At 50.0% G+C, this 26,278-nt stretch carries 21 protein-coding genes; 11 read left to right on the top strand and 10 right to left on the bottom strand.

Annotated elements, in window-relative coordinates:
• Nucleotides 1-20: 20 nt before the first annotated feature.
• Both ICL07_RS21045 and ICL07_RS21050 read right to left on the bottom strand, forming a co-directional pair.
• Nucleotides 21-1,829: an AMP-dependent synthetase/ligase gene (locus tag ICL07_RS21045; protein ID WP_188090016.1), complete on the bottom strand. Its 1,809-nt coding sequence runs from the start codon at nt 1,827-1,829 to the stop codon at nt 21-23.
• A gap of 87 nt (nt 1,830-1,916) precedes the next feature.
• On the bottom strand, nt 1,917-3,119 hold the full coding sequence (locus ICL07_RS21050; RefSeq protein WP_188090017.1) for a DUF4932 domain-containing protein: 1,203 nt from the start codon (nt 3,117-3,119) through the stop codon (nt 1,917-1,919).
• Nucleotides 3,120-3,305: 186 nt separating this feature from the next.
• Between ICL07_RS21050 and nagA the strand changes: the two genes are divergently transcribed.
• Both nagA and ICL07_RS21060 read left to right on the top strand, forming a co-directional pair.
• Nucleotides 3,306-4,409 carry an N-acetylglucosamine-6-phosphate deacetylase gene (gene nagA, locus ICL07_RS21055; RefSeq protein ID WP_188090018.1) on the top strand — a complete coding sequence of 368 codons (1,104 nt, stop codon included), beginning with the start codon at nt 3,306-3,308 and terminating at the stop codon, nt 4,407-4,409.
• Between the two features lie 27 nt (nt 4,410-4,436).
• Entirely contained in the window at nt 4,437-6,938 is a 2,502-nt protein-coding gene (locus ICL07_RS21060) for a bifunctional glycoside hydrolase family 9 protein/polysaccharide deacetylase (RefSeq protein ID WP_188090019.1), read from the top strand.
• A gap of 63 nt (nt 6,939-7,001) precedes the next feature.
• Here ICL07_RS21060 and ICL07_RS21065 read toward each other — a convergent pair whose 3' ends face one another.
• Nucleotides 7,002-7,667: a DNA-3-methyladenine glycosylase gene (locus ICL07_RS21065; protein WP_188090020.1), complete on the bottom strand. Its 666-nt coding sequence runs from the start codon at nt 7,665-7,667 to the stop codon at nt 7,002-7,004.
• A 247-nt stretch (nt 7,668-7,914) separates the two neighbouring features.
• On the opposite strand from ICL07_RS21065, the gene ICL07_RS21070 reads away from it, so the two are divergent.
• Nucleotides 7,915-8,538, top strand: coding sequence for a hypothetical protein (locus tag ICL07_RS21070; protein WP_188090021.1), 624 nt, complete (start codon nt 7,915-7,917; stop codon nt 8,536-8,538).
• Here the strand turns inward: ICL07_RS21070 and ICL07_RS21075 are convergent.
• From ICL07_RS21075 to ICL07_RS21095, 5 genes are all read right to left on the bottom strand, one after another.
• Nucleotides 8,522-9,757, bottom strand: coding sequence for an RNA polymerase sigma factor (locus ICL07_RS21075; RefSeq protein ID WP_188090022.1), 1,236 nt, complete (start codon nt 9,755-9,757; stop codon nt 8,522-8,524). The genes ICL07_RS21070 and ICL07_RS21075 overlap by 17 nt on opposite strands.
• A gap of 64 nt (nt 9,758-9,821) precedes the next feature.
• Nucleotides 9,822-10,163, bottom strand: a complete 342-nt coding sequence (locus tag ICL07_RS21080) for a YciI family protein (RefSeq protein ID WP_188090023.1) — start codon at nt 10,161-10,163, stop codon at nt 9,822-9,824.
• Between the two features lie 118 nt (nt 10,164-10,281).
• A complete protein-coding gene (locus tag ICL07_RS21085; RefSeq protein WP_188090024.1) occupies nt 10,282-10,647 on the bottom strand; it encodes a VOC family protein in 366 nt (121 codons plus the stop codon).
• A 126-nt stretch (nt 10,648-10,773) separates the two neighbouring features.
• Nucleotides 10,774-12,120, bottom strand: coding sequence for an alpha/beta hydrolase family protein (locus ICL07_RS21090; RefSeq protein WP_188090025.1), 1,347 nt, complete (start codon nt 12,118-12,120; stop codon nt 10,774-10,776).
• Nucleotides 12,121-12,140: 20 nt separating this feature from the next.
• Nucleotides 12,141-12,650 carry a GNAT family N-acetyltransferase gene (locus ICL07_RS21095; RefSeq protein ID WP_188090026.1) on the bottom strand — a complete coding sequence of 170 codons (510 nt, stop codon included), beginning with the start codon at nt 12,648-12,650 and terminating at the stop codon, nt 12,141-12,143.
• A 91-nt stretch (nt 12,651-12,741) separates the two neighbouring features.
• Between ICL07_RS21095 and ICL07_RS21100 the strand changes: the two genes are divergently transcribed.
• Together ICL07_RS21100 and ICL07_RS21105 are read left to right on the top strand one after the other, a co-directional pair.
• A complete protein-coding gene (locus tag ICL07_RS21100) occupies nt 12,742-14,163 on the top strand; it encodes an aminotransferase-like domain-containing protein (protein WP_188090027.1) in 1,422 nt (473 codons plus the stop codon).
• A gap of 79 nt (nt 14,164-14,242) precedes the next feature.
• Nucleotides 14,243-15,223: a GlxA family transcriptional regulator gene (locus tag ICL07_RS21105; RefSeq protein WP_188090028.1), complete on the top strand. Its 981-nt coding sequence runs from the start codon at nt 14,243-14,245 to the stop codon at nt 15,221-15,223.
• Nucleotide 15,224: 1 nt separating this feature from the next.
• On the opposite strand, the gene msrB is transcribed toward ICL07_RS21105, so the two are convergent.
• A complete protein-coding gene (gene msrB, locus ICL07_RS21110; RefSeq protein ID WP_188090029.1) occupies nt 15,225-15,743 on the bottom strand; it encodes a peptide-methionine (R)-S-oxide reductase MsrB in 519 nt (172 codons plus the stop codon).
• A 57-nt stretch (nt 15,744-15,800) separates the two neighbouring features.
• Nucleotides 15,801-17,039 (bottom strand): Na+/H+ antiporter, encoded by a 1,239-nt coding sequence (locus tag ICL07_RS21115; protein WP_188090030.1) that lies wholly within the window; start codon nt 17,037-17,039, stop codon nt 15,801-15,803.
• Between the two features lie 261 nt (nt 17,040-17,300).
• Between ICL07_RS21115 and ICL07_RS21120 the strand changes: the two genes are divergently transcribed.
• From ICL07_RS21120 to ICL07_RS21145, 6 genes are all read left to right on the top strand, one after another.
• A complete protein-coding gene (locus ICL07_RS21120) occupies nt 17,301-17,792 on the top strand; it encodes a hypothetical protein (RefSeq protein WP_188090031.1) in 492 nt (163 codons plus the stop codon).
• A 352-nt stretch (nt 17,793-18,144) separates the two neighbouring features.
• The gene (locus ICL07_RS21125; protein WP_188090032.1) at nt 18,145-18,828 is read left to right on the top strand and encodes a response regulator transcription factor; all 684 of its coding nucleotides are present in this window, start codon (nt 18,145-18,147) and stop codon (nt 18,826-18,828) included.
• Entirely contained in the window at nt 18,825-20,135 is a 1,311-nt protein-coding gene (locus ICL07_RS21130; RefSeq protein ID WP_188090033.1) for a sensor histidine kinase, read from the top strand. Before ICL07_RS21125 ends, ICL07_RS21130 begins: the two co-directional genes overlap by 4 nt.
• A 180-nt stretch (nt 20,136-20,315) precedes the next feature.
• Nucleotides 20,316-21,710, top strand: coding sequence for a TolC family protein (locus ICL07_RS21135; RefSeq protein ID WP_188090034.1), 1,395 nt, complete (start codon nt 20,316-20,318; stop codon nt 21,708-21,710).
• Between the two features lie 63 nt (nt 21,711-21,773).
• Nucleotides 21,774-25,046 carry an efflux RND transporter permease subunit gene (locus ICL07_RS21140; RefSeq protein WP_188090035.1) on the top strand — a complete coding sequence of 1,091 codons (3,273 nt, stop codon included), beginning with the start codon at nt 21,774-21,776 and terminating at the stop codon, nt 25,044-25,046.
• Nucleotides 25,047-25,106: 60 nt separating this feature from the next.
• On the top strand, nt 25,107-26,240 hold the full coding sequence (locus tag ICL07_RS21145; protein ID WP_246485128.1) for an efflux RND transporter periplasmic adaptor subunit: 1,134 nt from the start codon (nt 25,107-25,109) through the stop codon (nt 26,238-26,240).
• Nucleotides 26,241-26,278 lie beyond the last annotated feature (38 nt).

Here is a 26,278-nt window from a genome sequence, read left to right on the forward strand (position 1 = left end):
CTGCCAGGGCATTGAAATATTTATTCGTGCTCGTGCTGATAAATTTTCTCTATCGCATTTTTGTATTTTTCGAGTACAACTTTTCTTTTCAAACTTAATTTAGGCGTCATTTCACCGCCTCCGATGCTCCATTCGTCGGGCAACAGTTCAAATCGTTTGATCTGTTCCACATGATTGAAGTACTGGTTGTAGTCGTCTATCACTTTTTGATAGGCGGCCTGTACTTCCGGACGGGCAAGGGCTTCTGCATGTGTGGTGAAAGGAAGGTTCTGTTTCTCCATCCAGTATTTAAGATATGGGAACGCAGGTACGATCAGCGCGCCGGTAAACTTACGGCCTTCGCCAACCACCATGATCTGCTCAATAAACGGACTTTCCTTGAACTTGTTTTCAATGGGTTGTGGCGCCACGTATTTACCACCGCTGGTTTTGAATAACTCTTTTTTACGGTCGGTGATCTTCAGGAATTTATTATCTACCCATACGCCGATATCACCGGTATGCAGCCAGCCATCGATAACGGTTTCGGCGGTCAGGTCCGGGCGTTTATAATAACCTTTCATCACTGTGGTGCCTTTTACGCATATTTCGCCGTCTTCTTCCAGTTTCACTTCAATGCCTTCAATAGGCGGGCCAACAGTACCGAATTTGGTACCACCGGGTTTTCTGCGGTTTACGCAGATAACCGGACTGTTTTCAGTCGGCCCATATCCTTCATACACCGGTATTTGGGCGGCATTAAAAATGCGGAGTAACTTCTCCTGGCATGCTGCGCCGCCGGTAACGATATAGCTGATATTGCCGCCGAGGGCTTCCCGCCATTTGCTGAAGATCAGTTTGTTGGCGATAGAGAGCTGGAAGTTGTACCAGGCGCCTCCACTGATGTTATTGTCATATTTACCGGCCAGGGATACTGCCCAGAAAAACAGCCGCCGTTTGATACCGGTGAGACTGTTGCCGGTGGCCATGATTTTTTCAAATACCTTCTCCAGCAGCCGTGGTACGGTGGTAAAACCATCCGGGGAAATCTCTTTCAGGTTTTCACTGAGCGTATCCAGGCTCTCGGCATAGTAGATGCTGATACCGCTGAAAAGATAAATATAGGTGACCGTCTTCTCGAAAATATGATTCAGGGGCAGAAAACTAAGCACTTTCTGTTGTGGCGCATCATCAAAGGGAAAGCTGGCTTTGGAATACATCACATTGGAGGATATATTCGTATGCGTTAGCATCACGCCTTTAGGGGTACCGGTGGTACCGGAGGTATAGATGATGGTAGCCAGGTGCCCGGGATCGATACTGTTTTTAAGCGATTCTACCTGCGACAGCAAGGCTGGCGTGGCCTGCGCCGGAATGGTGCTCCAGTGCGTGGCGCCGGGTATCTCATCAAAGGTGAAGATCTGTTGTAAAGTAGGAACACCTTCCCGTAAAGCCTGTATTTTTTCCAGCATCTCTTTACTGCTGACAAAAATGTACTTCACCGCGGCATCGTTCAGGATAAACTGTATTTCTGCCGGATTGGTGGTAGGATACAAGGGTACCAGCACCGCGCCGGTCTGTTGCACTGCCAGATCGGTAAATATCCATTCCGGCCGGTTATTGCTGATGATGGCTATTTTGTCTGCACCTTCGGGCGTAAAATCATTGCCGCCTATGCCCAGCTGTAACAGGCCGGCGCTAAAGCGGTCCACTGTTTCACTGACACTGGCGGTACTGAAAGTCTTCCAGCTGCCATTAACCTTGGCAGCCAGCATATCCTGTTTCGGGAATTTCTCCAGCTGAAACTTTACTGCGTCGAATAGTCTATGCCTCGTCGGGAGCGTACTCATAAGGTAGATTTAGTGATGTAATAGGTACCAGTTGTTATAAATATACTAAAAAATAGATGTCAGCCATATTGAAAATCTTTGCATCGATTATCCCCGATCCGCGGAACCAGTAACCATCCTGTCTACCGCAGCCGGTGTCAATGCATGAAAAACTCCCAGCAACTCGGGTAGGAAATCGGCAAAGGTTTTATAACGGTCCCGGTGCTGTTCATACTGCTGTATTTTTTCTTCGAGCAGCGGTAACAATACAAAATGAAACTCCCCGATATGCATTTTCCGCAGCCGCCCGGCTTCGGCCTGGTCATGCATGGCCACAGCTATCCTGATTTCACCCAGCCGCACCAGGTGTTCTATCACACAGGTCTTCCAGCTGCCGATATAGGAGGGTTCGAGGGCTTTCTGTAACGCCGGGGTAAATAAAGCGGTATCCTGTAATACCTGGCCTTCGATCTTGTTCACCGGAGGGTTCACAAAAGAATGTCCCATCTCATGAACGGTGAGAAATTGCATGGTGGCGGCGTTGCCATAACCAAAGGTGGTATAGTCTTTCATGGACGGTTTTACGGGTAACATGGTATTGACACTCATCACCATGGCCGATACATGGCCTTCCGGCCAGTAAAAATTCGGGCCAAAAGCCCTGTAATTATCATCCCCGGCAGGAATAGGCATAGAAGGCATCACATACAGCGCATATTTGTCAAAATGTTCACCATAGTATTGTTCCATGTACGGAAAAATATCCGGACGGATATATTTTGCGGCCTCTTTTAATACGCCGGTATAAAATCGTTTGTTCTCCTGCAAAAAACGCCCGACACCCGCCTGTTGATAAAAGGAACGGAGACTGTCCGTCAACTCCTGCAGCCGGGCCAATGCCTGCGGATGTTCGTCGCTGTGCAGCAAGGCTTTATCATCGAAAGGATACAGCGCGCCCCGGGCAGGGAAAGGCCGCTGATGCAACACATATTCCACGATCTCGGCGTTATCGTGGAACTGCTCCCGCAGTTCGGTGAGCAGGGCTGCCATACGGAGGACTACCGGACTATCCACATAATGCCCGAAACGCGCCGTGGCGGCCCGGATCAGCGGCTGATGCGCGTAAACGCTGTCTTTGCGGGTAAACACGATATGACCAATGTGCTGTACGGCGAGCTTCTCTACAATAAAATAGGTCTCTATATTACGATTCCAGGAAAGCGTCACTTTTTTGGAAAGCTGCATGGTCTCCTGGGCAAAGGAGGATAGGGTTACGATCGTACATACAAACAATAACGGGAACTTTGGCATATATCGAATGTTATCCTACAATATAAACAATTTTCGCTGCCGGCAATGGGCATCCCTTTTTATCTCCGCTAATCAGCGAAATCAATATTAATCATGTCCATCACAGTTGCTTTTCTACGGATCTTTTCCTATTTTTTCTGCTTTTAAGCCATATACGCCCGGCAGCCCGGGTATCAACATATCATTATGCTTACTGCACTTACTAACGGAACCATCTATACCGGCGCACAGATCGTCACCGGTAAATCGCTGCTGATGGAGCAGGGAAAAATAAAGGCCTTGCTCAACCCGGGAGAAATTCCCGGCCACGCTGCCGTGGTGGATTGCACGGGGATGAACATCGCACCCGGACTGCTGGACCTCCAGATCTACGGGGGCGGGGGCTATCTTTTTGCTGCCAGACCTTCTGTGGAAGCGCTTCATGCGATGACACAGGCGCTGGTAAAAAGCGGTACCACCGGTTTCCTGCTCACCCTGGCCACGGATACCATGGCGGTATTCCATGAGTGTATCGGTATCGTACGTAATCATCCGCATCCTGCCATACTGGGTATGCACCTGGAAGGCCCTTATATCAATCCGGTAAAAAAGGGCGCCCATCCGGAAGAATTAATCAAATACCCTGAGCGGGAGGAGCTGGAAAGCCTGCTGGCGGCCGCCGGCGGTGTCGTGAAAATGATGACGGTCGCGCCGGAACGATGCGACCCGGCCATTCTCCGCTGGCTCGATGAACAAGGCATTGTGCTCTCTGCCGGGCATAGCAACGCCACTTTCGCGGAAGCCATGGAAGGTTTCCGTAATGGTATCAAAGCGGCCACCCACCTGTTCAACGCCATGTCGTCTTTCCAGCACCGCGATACCGGTCTGCCAGGCGCTGTCTTCCGCGATAACAGTATTTACGCCAGTATCATCGCCGATAATATTCATGTGGATGACAACGCGCTCATCATCAGTAAAAAAATCATGGGCCCGCGCCTGTATCTCATCACCGATGCGGTGGAAGCCAATGACGTTGGTTATAACCAGCATGTGGCGCAGGGGGACCGTTTCACGCGCCCTGATGGTACACTTTCCGGGTCCCGCCTCACCCTGATACGCGCGGTGCAACGTTGTGTGCAATATGCGGGTATCCCGCTGGAGGAAGCCCTGCGGATGGCCACCCTGTATCCGGCTACGTTAATGGGACTGGCAGACCGTGGCCGTATCGAACCCGGCAGCCGGGCCGACCTGGTTGTTTTCGACCAGCAATACCAGGTGGAAAAAGTATACATCGCCGGCACACAACAGTGAGCTTTCGGAAAATGTTAATACTGGGAGATGAAAAAGAACTGTCTGATTTTTATAGCCTTTTTGTGGCTGGCCGGTCTCTGCGGAATGCAGGCGATGGCGGCCCCGTCATCCTGGATCAGGATCAACCAACTCGGATACCTGCCCGCAGGTATTAAAGTGGCTGTGTGGGCATCTAAAGGCACGGATGTACCGGCTGGTTTTCAATTGGTGGATTCCGCCACCGGTAAACCCGTTTTCACCGGCAGCGCCGGTAAACCGTTCGGTCGTTACGGGCCGTTTAAGGAAACGGCCCGGCTGGATTTTTCCGCCTGGAAACAACCGGGTACTTTTTACCTGCAGGCAGGGGAGACCCGGTCCCCGTACTTTCGTATAGCCGCCAACGTGTACGCCGGCGCGGCAGATTTTACGTTGCGCTATATGCGGCAGCAACGCTCTTTTTTCAACCCTTTCCTGAAAGATTCCTGTCATACCCATGACGGCTATACGCTGTACGGTCCCATGCCGGACAGCACACATATCGATGTGGCCGGCGGATGGCACGATGCGAGCGACTACCTGCAGTACTCCACTACGTCTGCCAACGCTACCTATCACCTGCTGGCAGCTTACCGCGATTTCCCGCAGGTATTCGGAGACCACTACGCGGTCAACGGACTGGAAGGCGGTAATAATGTGCCGGATATACTGGATGAAGCCCGCTGGGGCCTCGACTGGCTGCTGAAAATGCATCCCCGTGATAACTGGATGTTCAATCAGATTGCGGACGACCGCGACCACAACGGGATGCGCCTGCCTAAAGAAGACCCTTTCTACGGAAGAGGTTTCGAACGACCGGTTTATTTCTGTTCCGGCACGCCACAGGTAAGAGGTAAATTCATGAACCAGACTACCGGTGTAGCCTCTACGGCCGGTAAATTCTCCAGTGCTTTCGCCCTGGGATACGAGCTGCTGAAAAACAAAGATGCGGCCTACGCCGGTACCCTTCGCCGCAAGGCCCTCACCGCCTATGAAATGGGCCGTAAACAACCCGGCGTATGCCAAACGGCTTCGGTGAAGTCGCCTTACATCTATGCGGAAGACAACTGGGTAGATGATATGGAACTGGCAGCGGCCACACTGTACCGGTTAAACGGAAAAGAGGCTTACCGGCAACAGGCCATCCGATACGCCGGTCAGGAAAAAGTTACTCCCTGGCTGGGAAACGATACTGCCCATCACTATCAATGGTATCCCTTCATCAACCTGGGACATTATGAACTGGCCCGACAACTGAAAGGCCCTTCCCGCGAAACGATTGCCGGCTACTATCAAACCGGTATTGACAAGGTATGGCAGCAGGCAAAAAATAATGCGTTCTATCGCTATATCCCTTTCATCTGGTGCAGCAACAACCTCACTACGGCTTTTGCGATCCAGTGTTATTGGTACCGCCAACTGACAGGCAGCGATACCTACGCCGCCCTGGAACAGGCAAATTTCGACTGGCTCTTTGGCTGCAACCCATGGGGCACCAGCATGGTATATGGTTTGCCCGCCCATGGCGATACCCCGGAAGATCCGCACTCCGCTTTTACCCACCTGGGGCATTACCCGGTGGACGGCGCCCTGGTAGATGGCCCGGTTTATACGAACATCTACAAAAACCTGATCGGTATCACCTTGTCTAAGCCAGACGCCTATACGGAGTTTCAAAGCGACCTGGCCGTATACCACGATGACTTCGGAGACTACAGTACCAACGAACCCACGATGGACGGCACCGCTTCGCTGATTTATCTGCTGGCAGCCATGGACCAGGAAGGCAGGTATAAAAGAACTAACGGAAATGTCTATACGTATGCTGCCGGCGGTATTATCCGCGGAGATACCAGCCGTAAAACCCTGACCCTCGTTTTTACCGGAGACGAATTTGCCGATGGAGGCCAGTTGATACGCCGTGTATTAAAACAACAACAAGTACCCGCTGCGTTTTTCCTGACAGGAAAGTTTTATGCGAATCCCGCTTTTCAGCCACTGGTAAGACAATTGAAGGCAGACGGGCATTACCTGGGTCCCCATTCTGATCAGCATCCGCTGTACTGCGACTGGCAAAAACGCGATAGCCTTTTAATTACGCACGCCGCTTTTGAAAATGACCTCACCGCCAACTATCAAAAAATGCAGGCACTGGGTATACAAAAAAGTGCAGCGCCCTATTTTCTGCCACCCTATGAATGGTACAACGATACTATTGCACAGTGGACGCATGCCGCAGGATTACAACTGGTGAACTTCACGCCTGGTACCCGTTCCAATGCGGATTATACCACACCGGCCATGAAAGGTTACCGCTCTTCTGCGGAGATCTACCAGTCCATTTTACAATATGCAGATACCAAACCGGCTGGCCTCAACGGTTTTATGTTGCTGCTGCATATCGGCACCGATCCGGCCCGCACCGATAAGTTTTATAACCGCCTGAATGAACTGATCACCGATCTCAAAAAAAGAGGGTACCGTTTTGTATCCCTCCGGCAATTACTATCATAAAAAGGCTCCGGGCGAAAGCCCGGGGCCGGTAACCCAAGTTCTCGTTAGACAGAATAACAAATTTTACCAGGTCCTGCCTGTACTGAAGGCTTCGTATTCTATAGGTGAAATCGGATCATCCCAATGATGTAACAGGTACTTGCGCACTTTCTCGCTTTCCTTATGCGGCAAATAAAGAAAACTGAGGAAGCGATATGGCCGTCCTCCGTAATTGTCTTCATTATCTTTGCTGTTGTTGAGTCCAACCCGCGGTACGGCAAACAGGCGCGCCTGCCTGGTAAGCCCGAAGGTGGGAACGCTGAAGATGTCTGCCAATCCGAAATGCAACGGATCTTCCCGTAAAATGCTGCCGAACTGTTTGAAAATTTCTGTGCATACTTTCAGCGGACCGGCGATCGCCCCGTTGCGGGTAGGTATATGCCCCGTGTCTGACAAAGGGGCGATACCGCGGATTAAAATACCACCGAAAGAATGATCGGTAGTAAGGGTAATGTCCATGCCGGAACCATGAAAATACCATTCACCATAACTATTCCCGGGATGCTCATGCGAATGGGCGTACGGGTCGTTGTGGGTACTGCTGCAATAATAAAACTCACAATCTACAATACGGTAGTAACTGTCTCTTACCCGTAACAGATACTTGTTCATCAGCGTATTGGCAATGGTCCGGAAGGATGTCATACAACTTTCGGCATCCATATCATCGATGTGCAAAATATCTTTCATGACAATTTTTTTCGCAAAGGAAACGAATAGAAAGAGACGATGTTTCTATGTAAACAGAATCGATAGGAAAGGGAATTTAATGCTGATTGGTAAGACTTTGGTGGGAGAAGCAGCGAATCTTTTGTATAATATTTTTATTAAGCATGCTTATTGTAAGAATGAACATAGCATCCGCTTTCCGCGAATGAAGATAAGTGATAGCAATCGTTTCATGTCGCCATGAAAAAATATTTTTACTTTGCAGTAAATGGATAACATTGAACGGATAAAACAATTAAGGGAGCTGGTACCTGTTGGCTTACGGCACGCTGGTTTACTGCTGGATAAATCCGGTGGCGATATCGCTGTTGCCCGGCAATTGTTTATACAGGAAACGCAGGCGGTCATGCAGGAAAAAACAGGTGCTGCTCCCGGGATGGTGATTTCCCTGCTGGAACAGCATCACTACGATATCCCGCGTACCTTGAACGCCATTGAAGAAGCACGTTACAGTATAACGGAAAGGATACTACGAAAAATAAAGCATAACCCCGAAGCGGCTGTTGATAAAGTGGCGATCGCTATTGAAACGGCCACACCGCTGCACCGGGAATACTGGTTGCCGCTAAACACGATGTCGTTACCCAATTCAACTCAGCTGCATTTTATGGTGGTGCATGAATGGCTCTCCTACGAAGGCTATGAAGGATTTGATTCGGCCCTCTGCTTTTATCCGGAGCTGGTGAGTGATACGATACGGGACATACTGTTATGCCCCGAAGCAGCTGCTGCTATCAGGGAGGGCAATGAAACCGCTTTCAGGCGGCAATACGAAACGGTGATACAGCGGTTATACCGGCTGGTGACAGATCATGTCAGTCTTTTCCCGTAAGCTGTTGTATTTTTTGGGAGATGATTTTTTTATCTGCTGATGAATGGCTCATCGCCAATGCTTTCTCCAGGGCGTTGTGTGCTGAAACATTGTCTACGCCGGTATATAATTCTCCCAGTAACAGATGGTATTGATAGTGGTCTGTGAGCGCCAGTTTCTTCGCTTCCTGCAGGGCGACTGTTTTGCCATTGGCTCGGGAAAGGGCATAGGTACGGTTGAGCGCTGCAATAGGAGAGTATTCTATGGTCAGCAGATGGTTATACAATTGCAGGATATTTTCCCATTTCTCCGGAGTGTCGGCCTTAATAGTATGCCAGTAGGCAATGCCTGCTTCAAAATGGTATTTGGAAGCGGTATTGCCTTCGGAGGCCAGGTTGAGGAAATATTCACCTTGTTGGATCAGGTCTTCATCCCAGAGATCAGTGTCCTGGTCATCATATAAAACGGTCTCGCCATGGTCGTCGGTACGGGCTTCAAAACGGGAGGACTGAAAACTCATCAATGCCAGCAATGCGTTAACGGCAGGCTTATGGGTGGCTTCGTTTTCGGTCAACAGGAAAGTGAGCCGCATCGCTTCCAGGCAAAGATCTTTGCGAAGGGAATGGTCGTGGCTGGCGGAAAAATAGCCTTCGTTGAAAAGCAGGTAGAGGGTACGCAACACGGCTTCCAGCCGGCCCGGAATTTCACCGGCAGGCGGAAATTCAATCCGGATGTTTTCTTCCCGCAGCTTCTCCTTGGCCCGCAACAGCCGTTTATTGATAGTGTCTTTATTCGTCAGGAATGCGTCGGCAATCTCTTCGATGCCGAAACCACACAATACCCGCAAGGCCATCCCTATCTGCGATTCTACGGATATAGCCGGATGACATACGGCGAACATCATCTGCAGCTGGCTGTCTTTGATATGCTGCGCGGAGAGATCAATCTCCGGTATTTCGCTGGCAGGCGCCTGGCTGAGTTGTACGGATACTTTTTGCTGGAACACCGACCGGTGTTTCAGATGGTTTTTCGCTTTGTTTTTGGCTACGGTATACAACCAGGCAGCCGGGTTTTCAGGGAGTCCCTTCAGGCCCCATAATTCGGAGGCTGACAAAAAGGTTTCGCTGGCGATATCTTCCGCAACATCCAGGTGTTCAAACCCCAGCAGTTTACACAATACGGCCGTAATCTTACTGTATTCGGTCCTGAACAAATGGGGGAGCAGTTCTTTTTCTTGCATAATATGAAAGCCTATGTAATACTGCAATATTACACAGGCCTTTTGAATTTATCCTTCCAGGAGATTATAAAACACTGATTTCCCTTACTTCCACACTACCACCCATTTGCAGTATAGGGCAGCCATTAGCCATTTCAACAGCCTCTTCCAGGGAGCCGGCACTAACCATGGTATAGCCACCCAGGGTCTCTTTGATTTCAGTGAACGGACCATCGGTCACCACATTATTGCCCCGCAGTACCTTACCGGTGTGTTCCAGGCGGTTGCCCCGGTCTACCAGCTTGTTCTGGGCTGCAATACTTCCAATCCAGTCCATCCACTTTTTGGTGCTGGCCTGCATTTCTTCCGGTGAACGTTTGGCGGCTTGGGTGGAATCCGCTCTGAATAATAACAGAAAATTTTTCATGGCAATAAATTTAGTTGTTTATAATTGAATAACAACTAGCTTGTCATGAATAAGACACACCGGGACAAAAATTTTTAAATTTTTTATAAGATATTTTAAATCAGTCTTTTGGCGGACATTATATACTGAACTGGTGAACACTTAATCCGTTGTTGTCGGGATCATGCAGAAAAAATACCTTTCCAAAAGGTGATACGGCAATCGTAGAGACAGCGATGCCTTCCCGGCATAACCGTTCCCTTTCCTGGTCAATATCGTCCGTCTCCAGTACCAGTCCCTGTAAGGAACCTGCCCGCATATGACTATGAGGCCACTGCTGTACCAGCGAAATAGTGGTCACCTGGTTCCTGAACCCCAGCTGTATCCAGGTGTAACCATCGGGTAACACCACCTCCGCCAGCAGTTCAAAACCCAGCAACAGGTAAAACTGTTTGGCCCGCTGCTGGTTGGTAACGGGTACTGAAATATTTTCAATGGCTTTCATTGGGCGCCTCCGGATTCGCTGAATAAATACATCTTCAAAGATAACCGCAGCCACCATAAAGACCAGGGTAGGGATGCGACAATCGCTAAGGGGTATTCCGACAAAAAAGGCCCCCTGGGCATCTCCTCACTGGTGCCCGAAATGCACGCCGTTACCGTAACTTTTCTTCACCTGCCGTGTCTTCACCCAATCGCGCAACAGGTCAAAATATCCGGGAGCATGCCGCCCTAAAGCTTCCGGGCCTTGTGGTGTATCCGTTACTTCAATAATACCATGATCTGCATGAGGGAAGATGACCATATCGATGTTTTTCCGTGTGGTGATGGCCTCTTTCAGGATATCGATGGTGGCCCCATTGGGTGCTTCGGTGTCTTTGCCGGCAATCACCCATAACATAGGCACGTTAACACGGCGGAATGCGGGCAACGGATCATAATCAAGGTTGATGTCCAGGGGGAAAAGTTGTTTGAGCGTGTCCAGCTGCGCACGGCTGGCGTTGATAATGGGTCCGGTATAGTCTCCCTTGAGGGACTTATACCAGGGCGCCTGCTGATAACGGGCTTTCAGGGAATCGAGGGCGCTAAGTCCGCCGTTGAACTTTTCCCGTATCACCTGGTCGGTGGCAGCCACTACCTGCATGGCTTGTGCAATATCCTGTTGGTTATAACCTTCCAACTGCAGGTCGTGCAATACTTCCTGCCGGTTTTCTTCACGGGGCGGGATCAGCAGGCTGTAGCTGGCGATGATAAAATCAACGGGTGTCTGACTGGCGGTAAGCGGCACTATCCAGCCGCCCTGGCTTTCTCCCATTAAACCGATAGGAACACCTTTCACGGCTGGTTGCGCCCTGATAGCCTTTACTGCGGCTTCCATATCGGTAGCCAGCAGTTCAAAGTTGGCGGTCTGTTTCCCGGTAGACCTGCCGGTGCCTGGTTTGTCGTATACAAATACGGCTATGTCGCTCAGGGGCAACAAGTACTGCACATAGTTGTTAAATACGGCAGATTCCTGTCCGGAGCCGTAATGCAGTATCACTACTGCCTGTGGTTTTTTATGGGCCGGCAGGAACAGCTCCCCATACAAACTGGCGTCCTTACCACTAAAACGGACCGGTATAACCCGAAAGGGTATACGTTTTCCTGTCAGCGTTTTGCCATCCTGCCGGAAAAAGAGGGAGTCGTTATTGCAACCGCCGAAGCGGGCAAATATAGTCGGGGTTTTAGCGTTGGCCCATCCGGGGCCGGAGAGGTAGCTGCTGTCTGCCTGAAGAAACAACCTGCCGGTGGTGCCGTCCATCCGGCGATACCGGAGATCGTTGTCAAAGGAAGGGCTGATCACCAGCTGACTGCCGTCGCTGAGCGCATAGGCGCCGTTACGGCAGTTGGAAAAGTGTTCGTAACCCTGGGCGGCAGCGGTGAATAGCTGCCCGGAAACAAGTGCCGCTGTCAACAGCGCTAACAAAGGTATTTTCATATAGTCGTGACTGATAGTTGTTAAAGCGAAAGCTCGAAGATGGCAAACCCTCCTTCCCGGTAGTGAGCCGGCAAGCCCACCGGGTCCGGAATGTCTACTACGCCCAGGTAGGTAAACCCGCAGCTGACATAATAATTATTCAGCTTTTCATTACCCGCCCCGGTGTCCAGTCTGAGGTACTGCCGCTGGTGTGCCTGTCCGTATCGTATGGCCCAGTCTACAATGTGTTTTACAAATCCACGACCCCTGTATTGCGGATGGGTCGCTATCCGGTGAAGATACAGCGATGGGTCCTGATCCTTGCTACCCCATATCAGTGGGTCGCTGAAGGTAGTAACAAATACGCAAACGATTTTTCCGTCTGCTACCAGTTTCCATTGCCGCTGTTCTGCGATCTCCTGTTCTACCACCGACCGTTCAAATCCTTTCCAGTAACGTTGTACCCCCTGCTGTAACTGGTATTTGGTGCCTTCGTCATAGAGGTAAAAGATATCGTCAATGTCGGTGATATGGCTGTTGATTATTTCCATGGCTTATATGCTTTAGGTGGTTGTCTCCCCAAAAATAGCTACTTTGCAGGAGCTATAACAGATACAGATTTTGGATATTTTAGTGTAACAGATGAAGGACTTCCAATATATCGACATCGCTAACCGGATAGAATCGATGATCAACAACGATACGTATCCGTTGGGTGAAAAACTGCCCTCGCTGCGTGTGCTCAGCGGGCACTTCGGCGTGAGTGTAGGCACTTCGCTGAAAGCCTATGGATTATTGATAGATAAAGGGTTGCTGTCGTCCCGGGAAAAATCGGGTTACGTGCCCTTGCGTAAATCCACGGCGCATACGGCGCAACCGGTAGCTACAACGGCGGCTCCGGCTATCCGGGAAATAAATGTGAGTCGTATTATCAGTAAAATGCCCGTCGATGCGGGACCTTATCCACCAGGTTTTCTCTCTTTTTTCAACGCTTCGCTGGAAACCCACATGATCCCCTTTAATGCGGTGCGGCGCAGCCTGCAGAAGGCTTCCCGTGATCTTACCGGCGCACACCTGCAATATGAATCTACACTGGGTAACCAGCTGCTGAGGGAGCAGATTGCCCGGCTGTCGTTTTACTGGAACGGCAGCCTGTCGGCCAATGAAATACTGGTGACCAACGGTACCCTGGAGGCGCTCAGCCTCTGCCTGCGTGCGGTAACACAACCGGGAGATACGGTAGTGGTGGAGTCACCCTGTTACTACGGTATCCTGCAATGCCTCGAACAACTGCAACTGAAAGTAATAGAACTGCCCTGCGACCCGCAGGAAGGTATAGATACCGGTCAACTGGAAGATATCATCGATACCTATGATATTGCTGCCTGCCTGTTTATCTCCAATTTCAACAATCCCAACGGGGTACTGTTATCTGATGAAAAGAAAAAGTGGATTGCTGAAATGGCCCGGAAACGCCAACTGCCGGTGATAGAAGACGATGTATACGGAGAATTGTATTTCGGTCCGGCCAGGCCCACTACGATCAAAACATACGACAAACACGGCTGGGTGATGTTATGTGCCTCGTTTTCCAAAACGGTGGCCTCCGGCTATCGTATCGGCTGGAGCGCTCCGGGACGGTTCCTGGAAAAAGTGGCGCAGCTCAAAGCCACCACCAACGTGGCTACGGCAACGGTGTTACAGTTGTCGCTGGCCGACCTGCTGACCAGCGGCACCTATCAGCGCCATCTCCGGAAACTGCGGCCCCTGCTGCATAAACAGGTACTGCTCACCAGTCAGCACATCGAACAATATTTCCCCTCAGGGATAAAGATCAGTCAGCCGGAAGGCGGTATCGTACTCTGGGTGGAACTCCCTAAACAGGTAGACGCGCTGAAACTACAGAAACTGGCGCTGGAACAGGATATCAATATCGCGCCGGGACCGCTCTTTTCCAGTACCGGCGGCTATCGTAATTATATCCGCATCAGCTGTAATAAACAGTGGAACCGGCAGGTGGAACAGGCGATCCGTAAATTGGGTAAGTTGGTTGGGACCTTCTGAACATAGCAGGCTTCCATGATTCCCATAAATATTTTATCTTGTGATGCAGGAGAAACCTGCAAACTAATAACGCTGTCTTATGAAGCACGTATCTATTGTGATTCCACTAGGCGCTGCTATGACCGGTATCGAAGTCGCCCGTCATGTCTTTTCCGAAGTAAACGACTACCTGGTCTGTGAAGGCAGGGAACCACTGTTTGACGTACAACTGGTAGGCGCCTGGAGGGCTATACAGCTCAACAACGGTTTGTTTACGGTCCAGGCAGACGCGGTGGTACAGGAGCTGCACAAAACAGATCTTATCATCATCCCGGCACTACACAAAAACGTGGAGGAAAATGTGGCCCGAAACGGGGAACTGGTTACCTGGATACGGGAACAGTATGAAAAAGGTGCTGAAGTGGCGAGCCTTTGCGTAGGCGCTTTCCTGTTGGCCCAAACAGGACTGCTGATGGGAAAAAAATGTACTACCCACTGGAAGGCGGCGGAGCTTTTCCGCGATATGTTCCCCGATGTACAGCTGGTGAAGGAAAAGGTAATCACAGATGAAAGCGGTATCTATTCCAGCGGTGGCGGGCTTTCACTGGTAAACCTGCTGGTGTACCTGGTGGAAAAATATGCGGGCCGTGATGCGGCAATTTATAGCGCCAAATTCTTCCAGGTGGACCTGGAACGCTCTGCGCAACTACCTTTTATCATCTTCCAGGCGCAAAAGGAACACGACGATGACTCCGTTAAACAGGCACAGGAATTCATCGAAAATAACTTTCAGCAAAAGATTAAGGTAGACCAGCTGGCGGAAATGCTGGCCATAGGCCGCAGAAGCCTGGAACGCCGTTTCAAAAAAGCGACCTCCAATACTATGAATGAATACATTCAACGGGTGAAAATAGAGGCTGCTAAAAAACACCTTGAAGCCGGCGACCGTAAAATCAATGATATCATGTATGAAGTCGGCTATTCGGATACGAAAACGTTCCGCAATTCCTTTAAACTGGTGACAGGCCTGTTACCCCATGAATACCGCAACCGCTACAATAAAAAAATGGCGGAGATATAGCCTAAGGCAACGGTTCAAAATCAAGTGATACGGAGTTCATACAGAAACGTTTATGCGTAGGCGGGGGACCGTCATCAAAAATATGTCCCAGGTGCGATTCGCATCGGCCGCAGAGTACTTCGGTACGCTGCATGCCATGTGAATTGTCTTCCTTGTAAATCACGCTGCCGGCCCGGATAGGTTCAAAAAAACTCGGCCATCCGCAGCTGCTGGCAAATTTGGCGTCAGACCGGAACAGGGCGTTGCCACAAACGGCGCAGTAGTAGGTGCCTTTGGTGTCGGCATCCCAGTATTTGCCGGTGAAAGGCCTTTCTGTAGCAGCTTCCCGCGCCACGGCATACAAATCCGGTGGCAGTACCTTTTTCCATTCCGCATTGGTAACATGCAGTTTCTCGGTATCTGTCCGGGAATAAAAAGGATTGGCCGGGGCTTTGCTGGTCATGGGCTGCTGTTTTTGCTGCTGGCTCTGGCAGGCAGAACCGGTGATCAATATCGCCAATAAAAAAGTCAATGCTTTCATATCAGTGCTTTCGTTATAACAAGGTACGAATAACCGGGCAATTCGCCGAAAAACAGTCTACCGGCTGAATTTCTTCACCACCCACGGCAGCGACAGCCCCTGGCCCAGCAGGGAGAACAGTACCACGGCAATGGACAGGAAAATGATCTCGTTACGCATGGGAAAAGCAGCGCCGGAGTTCAGTACAGTAGGCAGACCGAGCGCGATGGCAAGGGAAACGATCCCCCGCATACCGGACCAGGTAATGATAAAACTGGTCCTGGAATCAAACAGCGCATGTTGACTGATACGGCGTTTGCCCTGGAAAGCCCGCTGCAGATTGAATTGCTGCAGGTATACCCTCACCAGCCGGATACCCAGCGCCACGATGGTAATAATGGCGGCATAGCCAATAAAGGGCCATATGTCCACAGTATTCATCTTCTTTAATACCAACGGAAATTGTAGGCCTATCAACAGGAAAATCAGGCCATTCAGCAGGAAAATAATGACGTCCCAGAAATGGCGGGACTGGTTCCTCAGCTCTTCCGGCAATTTAACCCTGCTCAGCCGCGACATGCCCAAACCCAATACAACCACGGCAATAACGCCGGACACATGGAAATGCTCCGCCACCTGGTAGGTGACAAAAGGCATCAGCAGCATCAGACTGATGACTACCATATCATTGTTGCGGAAAAAACGAAGCAGGAAAGCCAGCATTTTGGCTACCACAAATCCTATAATAAAACCGCCTCCCAATACCACGAGGAACTGTAACAATGCTTTCCAGGTAACGAAGGCGATGCCGGTAACGGCTGCCACGGCCACCCGGTAAGCTACCAGGGCGGAGGCGTCGTTCACCAGACTTTCTCCTTCCAGGATGGTGACGGTATTATGCGGTAGCCCCAGTCCCTTGGTAATACCGATGGCGGCTACGGCATCGGTGGCGGAAAGAATAGCGCCCAGCACAAAAGCCAGGGGCCAGGTCATACCAGGGATGAGGTAATAGGCGGTGACGGCTATACCGCCGGTGGTAAGAAACACCAACCCGATAGCCAGTGTACTGATAGTATTGATGTTGATCCTGAATTCCCGGAAAGAAATATTGAAGGCGGCATCATACAATAAAGGAGGCAAAAACAGCAGCATAATGATTTCGGGATTCAGTTCCATGGCCGGCATCGCGGGCAGAAAACCTACGGTAATGCCTACTGCCAGCAGTAATACCGGTACCGGTAATTTTATTTTTTCCGCCATCCCCGAGGCGCCGATCATGATGGCCATGATCACTAAAATGATGGTATAGTTTTCCATCAATGTTAAATTTTTGGGTGAACGTAAGGAAAACTATCACAAGACAACAATTTAAATAAAATTCTCCCGTTCTTTGCATCATGAAATCTATATCCTGCCAAACCGTATCGATAGGATCAATATATGATGGGTTAAACGGAAATAAAAATATAGGTCTCAGCCATATCTAACACTGTATTTGTCAGCACAAAGATCCATGTAGCAGATCTCCACAGAGCCTCGCCACCAACTTTTTTATTATCTAAACCTAAAACCTCTATTATGACGTACACCCTTTTAAAAAGGCGTGTGAAGGGCTATGCTATGGTGTTATCAGCTGTAGCCCTGCTCATGTCCTGTAGTAAACATGATGACCCCCAACCAGATCCGGACCCTCCGCCGCCGGCCAAAAAAGGGTTGAGCACCAAAATAACCGTTTCGGTGACCGGCTTTGTAAAAAAAGACCACACCGCTGCCTTCACCTTTATAGGTAAAGCCTTCGATAAACCGGATGATAAAACAATCTGGAAAGTCGATGGAACAGTAAGACCCAATGAAGACTCGATTACCATCAAAGATGATCAGTTCACCGCCGAAAAAACGACGTACGTCGTTGAAACAAATGTGCCCGTGGCTTCCATCCTGTTAAAAGTCAAAGGCGCTAACAACAGCAAGACCCAAAGTTTCAAAATTGTCTGGAACGGACCTACAGGAGGAAGCTATTCACTGACCCCAGGTATGTCTGTGGAGACGGAATCAGTGTACAAACCGTAACTGTGACAGACATGATTACCGCTGATTTCGCTGATTCGCGGAGAGGGATGGTATGTTGATGGCTTTTTGCCGCTGTTTTTGTTTTGACATTGAACATGTTTGATCGTTATTATCATTTCGCCGGACAGGCTGTTTTGCCTGCCCGGCTTTTTTGTGCCTGTAAATTTTGATTTAATTTTGTAGGCTGACAGTGATTTGTATGTATATGAATAATATGTGTTATTAATTAATTATCAAAATAAAGAGCAATGCCCGGAGCAAGCTTCGCGAATCAGCGAAATCAGCGGTAATCATGCCCATCACAGTTCCGGTTCAAAGTTGCTTCAAAATTCAACAATACATTAGCCTTTATATGAAAGTGTTAGTAGTAGAAGATAGTAAAGAAATCGCCAGCAGTATTCATGAATTCCTGGTGCGGGAAGGTTATATATGTGAACTGGCTTATAGTTTTGATGAAGCGCAGGAGAAATTGTTACTGTATTCATATGACTGTGTATTGCTCGATATTATGTTGCCCGATGGTAACGGGTTAGAGCTGTTGAAATTCATGAAGGAACAGGGCATTCAGAGCGGCGTGCTGATTATTTCGGCCAAAGACGCGATGGATGATAAAATACGCGGCCTGGAAGTAGGAGGGGACGACTACATCACCAAACCTTTCCACCTGCCGGAGCTGCATGCCCGCATCCGGGCCATTTACCGGCGTAAAAAACTGTCGGGCAGCAATATCATCACCTTTAATGAGATCACGCTCAACACGGATACCCTGGAAGCGGCTATCAACGGCATATTACTGGATATCACCCGTAAGGAGTTCGACCTGTTGCTATACCTGGTGGTCAACAAAAACCGTGTCCTCTCCCGGCAGTCCATCGCTACCCACCTCTGGGGCGACTATACGGATAATTTAGCTAATTTTGATTTTGTATATCAGCATATAAAAAACTTACGGAAGAAAATCAGCGCGGCAAACGGGGCAGACTATATCGATACGGTGTATGGCCTGGGTTATAAATTTAATGCATCCAAAGTATGAAACTGGTTGATAAATTTACATTGTGGTTCATTGGTGTGATTGTGGTAACCACCCCCATCACTTCCTATATCTGCCTGAATAATATTGAGAAGAAGATTGATGATGTGGAGATTGCCCGCCTGAAAGCGGTCAACAGGAAAGCCGCCGGCCGTATGACCAACGGCACCTCCGTTAATATCCCCAGGGACGCATCTTTTACCACCTTCACCTTGTTATCGGCGCTGCCGGCGGATAGTTTCCGCGTACAGAAAGAAGCAGACCCCGATGGTAACCATAAAAGCCTGGAAAGCCGCCTGACCGTCAGCTCTTTCCTGACCATCGCCGGCAAACCTTATGAGGTCACCACCTCCAGCTATGTCCCGGCTTCCCGCCAGATACTCAACGCCATCCTCGATACCGTAGCCTGGAAACTGGTGCTCATCATCATTTGTGTGGCGGTATCCGCCCGGTTCCTGTCACAACGCATCCTGCATACGCTACGGCTGACGATGAAAAAAATCCACAGCTTTGACCTGAAGAAAAAGATCACTTTTCCGCAGACCAATACGGAAGAATTTAAAGAACTGAACACCTTCCTGAAGAAGATGACCGATAAGGCCGTGGAAGAATATACTGCCGTTAAACAGTTCAGTGAAAATGCCTCGCATGAGCTGCAAACGCCGCTGGCGGTGCTGCGCGGCAAACTGGAACTGCTCAGCGAATCCAATATCGACGAATGCCAGGCCTCCCTCATCGGTGATATGCATCACGCCATCGAAAAATTATCGAAGATCAACCGCTCGCTGATCCTGTTGTCTAAAATGGAGAACAATGAATTTGCAGTAACGGAACATATCAAATTCTGCAGGGTCGCCAAAGACGTGCTGGCGGCGTATGAGGACCGCCTCGAGATGAAAAATATCGAGGTGAAACGGGAGCTGGACAAAAACATTCTGCTCAAAATTCACCCGGTATTGGCAGATATGCTCATGAACAATTTATTGGGCAACGCCATCCGTCACAACGTGCAGGATGGGATGGTACACGTTATCCTGAAACAACAGAAACTGATCATCAAAAATACAGGCCTCCCGCCGGAAACCCCGACGGAAGAGCTGTTTGAGCGTTTCCGTAAAAGCAACCAATGCAGCGACAGCGTTGGCCTGGGACTGTCTATCGTGAAACAAATCTGCGAGGTGTGCGACTTTAAAGTCTCCTATAAGTACAAGGCGCCGCTGCATATCCTGCAAGTGGATTTTTGTCCGGATAGTGTCATCAATGAAGCGGAACAAGATAAATTTGAAACAATGGAAGCAGTGCCGGTATAAGGAATATAGCGGGCTGTATTGCTGAAATAATCAATGGGCAAGGCTTTTAGTCTTGTCCATTTTTATTTTGAGCTGGAAAGAAGAAAATAGCGCTACTTCAAAATTACTTCAAAATGATGGAGTCTTTTTGTATCCGGATTCACAACTTTAGTTTATACCATGCTGCAAAATTCTCCCTACATGATTGGAAATAAATACTGGCTGATCCTCTTTTTGCTGATTGGAATTCATACTGCTCCCGTGAAAGCCCAGCAGGTACTTACATTGAAAGACGCTATTCAAACGGCTGTTAATAATTACGGTACCATCAAGGCTAAATCCAGCTACGCAGCAGCATCCAAAACCAGCGTAGACCAGGCTAAAAGAGATTATCTGCCCAACCTGAACGTCTCCGTTCAGCAGGACTATGGCACCATCAACGGCCAGAACGGCCCGTTATACGGCTTCGGTGGCCTGGCTGCGGCCTCCTCCGGCGCCCCGCTGCCGGAACAGAACTGGAACGCTGCCTTCGGCGGACTGTACCTTACTAACATCAATTGGGACTTCTTCGCTTTCGGCCGCGCCAAGGAAAAAATAAAAACAGCACAAGCAGTTGCCACCAGAGATAACAAAGACTGGCAACAGGAAATCTTTCAGCACGAAGTAAAGGTGGCAGCTGCTTATTTAAACCTGGTGGCAGCACAAAAGCTGACATTGTCCTACCAGAAAAATCTCAACAGGGCAGACACTTTCCGCCAGGTGGTGGTGACCCGCGTTAAAAATGGACTGAGCGCCGGCGTGGACTCCTCCCAGGCTAACGCAGAGGTATCCAGCGCTAAAATCGCGCTCACCAAGTCCATCGACTTCGAACAAACACAGGCCAACCTGCTGGCGCAGCTGATGGGCGTGCCACCGGCCCGCTTTTCACTCGATACGTTTTTCGTATCCCGCGTGCCGGCAATGCTCAACGATACCACCACGCTCGAAAATCACCCGTTGCTGCAATGGTATAAAAGCCGTATCGCGCTGAGCACGGAGCAGTCCAAATACTTCCGCACACTGATGTACCCTGCTTTCTCGCTGGTAGGCGTACTGCAAACAAGAGGCTCAGGTTTCGACGCCACCTATGGCGCACAAAACCTCAACGCCTATACGCATGCTTACTGGGACGGCGTAAAACCTACCCGTACCAATTACCTGATCGGGGTAGGCGTGACCTGGAACCTTACGCAACCGCTGCGCATCTCCCGGCAAGTGAAAGCACAGCAACAAATCAGCACCGGCCTGCAAGCAGAATATGACCTGGCCGATCAACAGCTGCGGGCACAACTGACACTGTCCGATACCCGGATCGCCAATGCGCTGGACAACTACCACGAAGTACCGTCACAGGTGAAAGCCGCTTCGGATGCATATCTGCAGAAGTCGGTCCTGTACCGCAACGGCCTCACCAACCTGGTAGACGTTACCCAGGCGCTGTATGTGCTCATCAGGGCGGAAACTGACCGCGACATCGCCTACAGCAATGTATGGCAGGCGCTGTTGCTCAAAGCATCCGCTTCCGGCGACTTCAACATGTTTGCAAAAGAACTTTAACGAATGGATATAGGTGAAGCCGGCGACGGCATCACCCAGCACAAATGACATTAAACAGATAGTATGAACCTTATTCGTTTCGCACTTCGTAAACCTATCACCATACTGGTGTTAGTTGCCGGCTTATTTTTCTTCGGTATCAAAGCGGTCACCACGATCAAAATTGATATTTTCCCGAAGCTGGATATGCCGGTGATCTATCTTTCACATCCATTTGGTGGGTATACCGCCACCCAGATGGAATCTTTTTTCGGTAAACAATACATTAATATCCTCCTGTTCGTGAACGGGGTGAAAAGTGTGGAAACGAAAAACATCCAGGGGCTGACACTGATCAAAATCAACTTCTATCCCGGTACCAACATGGCACAGGCGGCCGCGGAAGTGAGCGCTTTCTCCAATCGTATCCAGGCTATCTTTCCACCCGGGTCCAACCCGCCCTTTATCATCCGTTTCGACGCCTCTACCTTACCGGTAGGACAGTTGGTGTTAAGCAGCGATAAACGCAGCAACAACGAACTGCTGGACCTGGCCAACGTATATGTACGTTCGTCTTTTACCTCTATCCCCGGCCTGGTAGGTTCTACCCCCTTCGGCGGTAACATGCGTACCGTGGTGATAAAGGCAGATCCTGAACTGCTGCGCTCTCATAACATGACGCCCGATCAGCTGGTGGAAGCCCTGCGGCTCAACAACCAGACAGCTCCCTCCGGTAACGTACGTATCGGGGATAAAAACTATCTCACCCCTGCCAATACCACGGTTAAAGCCATCAAGGATTTTGAAGATATTCCCCTGTTCAAGAGCGGGGTGCAAAACCTCTATCTCCGCGATGTGGCTACTGTGGAAGATGCGGCGGACGTGAGCACCAGCTATGCGCTGATCAACGGCAAACGCTCCGTATATGTGAGCATCGCTAAAGCGGCCGATGCCTCCACCTGGGAAGTGGTGCAGAACCTGAAAAAAGCACTGCCCAGAATACAGGCCCAGCTGCCGGAAGACGTAAAACTAAGCTACGAATTTGACCAGTCCACCTATGTGATCAATTCTGTTAAAAGCCTGTTGTCTGAGGGTGTGATCGGCGCTATCCTTACCGGCCTGATGGTGTTGCTGTTCCTTGGCGATGCCCGCGGAGCGCTGATCGTCATCCTTACCATCCCTACCTCTATTATCTCCGGTATCCTGTTCCTCAGCCTGTTCGGTCAAACGATCAATATCATGACCCTGAGCGGTCTGGCACTGGCCATTGGTATTCTGGTGGATGAAAGTACGGTGACGATTGAAAATATACACCAGCACCTCGATCTGGGCAAACCTAAGCCACTGGCTATCTGGGATGCCTGTAAGGAGATCGCTTTCCCTAAACTGCTCATCCTGTTTTGTATCCTCGCAGTGTTTGCGCCGGCCTTTACAATGGGCGGCATCCCGGGTTCCCTGTTCCTGCCGCTGGCACTGGCGATCGGATTCAGCATGGTCGTGTCTTATTTCCTGGCGCAGACTTTCGTGCCGGTAATGGCTAACTGGATCATGAAGTCAAAACATCACCATAAAAAGGATGGCAGTGTGATGACCGATGCGGAAGAATTTGAACTGGCAGGTTTGAACGCTGGTGGTGAAGGTAATACCTGGGACCAGAAAAAAGCGCTGGTAGAGCGGGAAGACAGTAATCGCGACGGTAAAATCAGCCGCTTCGAAAAAATCCGCAACCGTTATCTCCGCTTTATAGACCGTATGATGCCTTACCGCAAAGTAATTGTGGCGGCTTATCTGTTGCTTACCTGCGTGGTGGTGGCTTTGCAAATGAACTTCATCGGCCGCGATGTATTGCCGAAAGTGAATAGTGGTCAGTTTCAGGTAAGGCTCCGCCAGCCGGACGGTACCCGTATTGAACAAACAGAGAAAAAGACCATCGAGGTCATTAATGCGGTCAATGATATTGTTGGTAAAGAAAACGTGTCCATTACCTCTGCCTTCGTCGGTACGCACCCGCAGCTGTTCTCTACGGCGCCTATCTTCCTCTGGATGGCCGGTCCGCAGGAATCCGTATTGCAGGTGGCCCTGAAAGAAGACTATCATGTGAACCTCGACCAGCTGAAAGATAAAATCCGCGATCGCGTGAAACAGATCGATCCGGTGATGAAATTGTCTTTCGAACCTATCGAACTGACCGATAAAATCCTTAGCCAGGGCTCGCCTACACCGATTGAAGTGCGTTTCTCCGGTAGAAATAAAAAACAGAACCTGGAATATGCGCTGAAGATGATTGACAAGCTCAAGGAAATTCCTTACCTGCGGGATGTGCAACTGGGGCAGTCTGTTAACTATCCGGCGCTGAATATCAATATCGACAGGGTAAGAGCGGCACAGCTGGGTGTTGACGTTGGTGATATCTCCCGTTCCCTGATTGCCAGTACTTCTTCTTCCCGTTTGACGGAAAAAAATATCTGGGTAGATGAAAAAGCGGGTATCAGCTACAACGTGCAAGTGCAGATCCCGGAAAATAAACTTACTTCCCAAAATGACATCGGTGAAATACCTTTGCTGAAGAATTCATCCAGGCCTATCCTCAGCGATGTGGCTACCATTACCCCCGAAAGCACCTATGGGGAAAATGACAACCTCGGCGCTATGCCCATGTTAACGGTAACGGCTAACCTGAATAACAAAGATCTGGGCGCGGCTTCCGCCGAGGTGCAGAAAGCGGTTAACTCCCTGGGTGAGCTGCCCCGCGGTCTGAATGTAGACCTGATAGGTCTCAGCAGTACGCTTACGGATACGTTGGGTAGTTTGCAGAGTGGTCTGCTGGTAGCGGTAGTCGTGATTTTCCTGATGCTGGCAGCCAATTTTCAGTCGTTTAAGGTATCGGCGATTGTATTGGCTACGGTGCCGGCAGTATTGCTGGGTTCTCTGTCACTGCTGATGATGACCGGCTCTACGCTGAACCTGCAATCTTATATGGGTATGATCATGTCCGTGGGGGTGTCTATCTCCAACGCGGTATTGTTGATCACCAATGCGGAAGAGATCAGGAAAACGAACGGCAACGCGCTGGTGTCTGCGAAAGAAGCGGCGGCGCTGCGTATGCGGCCGATCGCTATGACTGCCCTCGCCATGGTGGTGGGTATGATCCCGATGGCCAGTGGCCTGGGTGAAGCCGGTGACCAGTCCGCACCGCTCGGCCGTGCTGTAGTAGGCGGCTTGATCGCATCTACTTTCGCCGCCTTGTTCATTTTGCCGCTGGCATTTGGATGGGGACAAGGAAAAGCAACAACACAAAGCGTTTCGCTCGATCCGGAAGATGAAGAGAGTGTACATTATATTCCCCTGAAAGGATAAACCGGAAAAAGCAGTCAGATAAAAAATACCATGAGAATCACAGGAAATAAATATCATTTTATGAAACCAGCATCAAAATTTGCCCTTATATTTTTATCAGTTGGGGTGTCTGCCATGGCCCTGCAGAGCTGTAGCTCCTCAGAAGCTAAGGACGATAAAGAGCACAAGGAAGGCGCAGCAGCGCCAGCCCTGGAAGCTTTTACCCTGGAGCAGGGGCAACTGTCAACTTCTATAAAAATTCCCGGTGAATTGGTGGCGTTTCAACGGGTAGACCTATACGCTAAAGTGAGCAGCTTCGTTAAAAAGTTGTATGTGGACGTGGGCAGCGAAGTGAAAGCAGGCCAGCTGCTGGTGACCATGGAAGCGCCGGAACTCAATTCCCAGTTGTCCGGTGCGGAATCCCGCCTGAAATCGCAGGAAGCTATTTACCTGTCCAGTAAAGCTACCTACGATCGCCTGCTGGAAACCAGCAAAACACCCGGTACGGTATCCCAGAACGATCTCGATATCGCTTATGCCAAACAGAAGTCGGACCTGGCCCAGCTGGATGCTGCCAAAGCTTCTTACCGCGAAGTGGGAGATACCCGTAACTACCTGGAAATACGGGCGCCTTTCAGTGGGGTGATCAGCCGTAGAAATGTAAGTGCCGGCGCCTATGTAGGTCCGGCCGGTAAAGGCTCCGACCTGCCTATCTTCACCCTGCAGGAACAGAAAAAACTGCGTCTGGTGGTGAGCATTCCGGAAGCCTATAACAGTTACCTGAACAATAGCAGCGAAGTGCAGTTCACCACTAAATCCATGCTCAACCAAACCTTTACCGCCAAGGTAAGCCGCTTGTCCGGCGCCCTCGACGAGAGACTGCGTTCCCAGAGCATCGAAATGGATGTAAACAATGACAACAAGCAGCTGCTGCCCGGTATGGTGGCTGAAGTAGCCATCCCGCTCACCGGTAACCACACCGGCGCTTTTGTGGTGCCTTCCAAAGCGGTGCTCAACTCTACCCAGGGGGTATATGTGATCAAGGTGGTGAACGGTAAAGCGGTATGGGTACCGGTGAAAACAGGCCGTAAAGCAGACGATAAAACAGAAATATTCGGCGACCTCGCCCTGAATGATACCATTATCAAAGTAGCCAGTGAGGAAATAAGAGATAGCTCGGCCATCAAACACATCAACGTGACTGGCGCTAAATAACAGCCCGGATTTTCACTGGAACCTTGTGGCCCTCATGC

This window comes from Chitinophaga qingshengii (assembly GCF_014529935.1).
In the GTDB taxonomy this organism is placed as follows: domain Bacteria; phylum Bacteroidota; class Bacteroidia; order Chitinophagales; family Chitinophagaceae; genus Chitinophaga; species Chitinophaga qingshengii.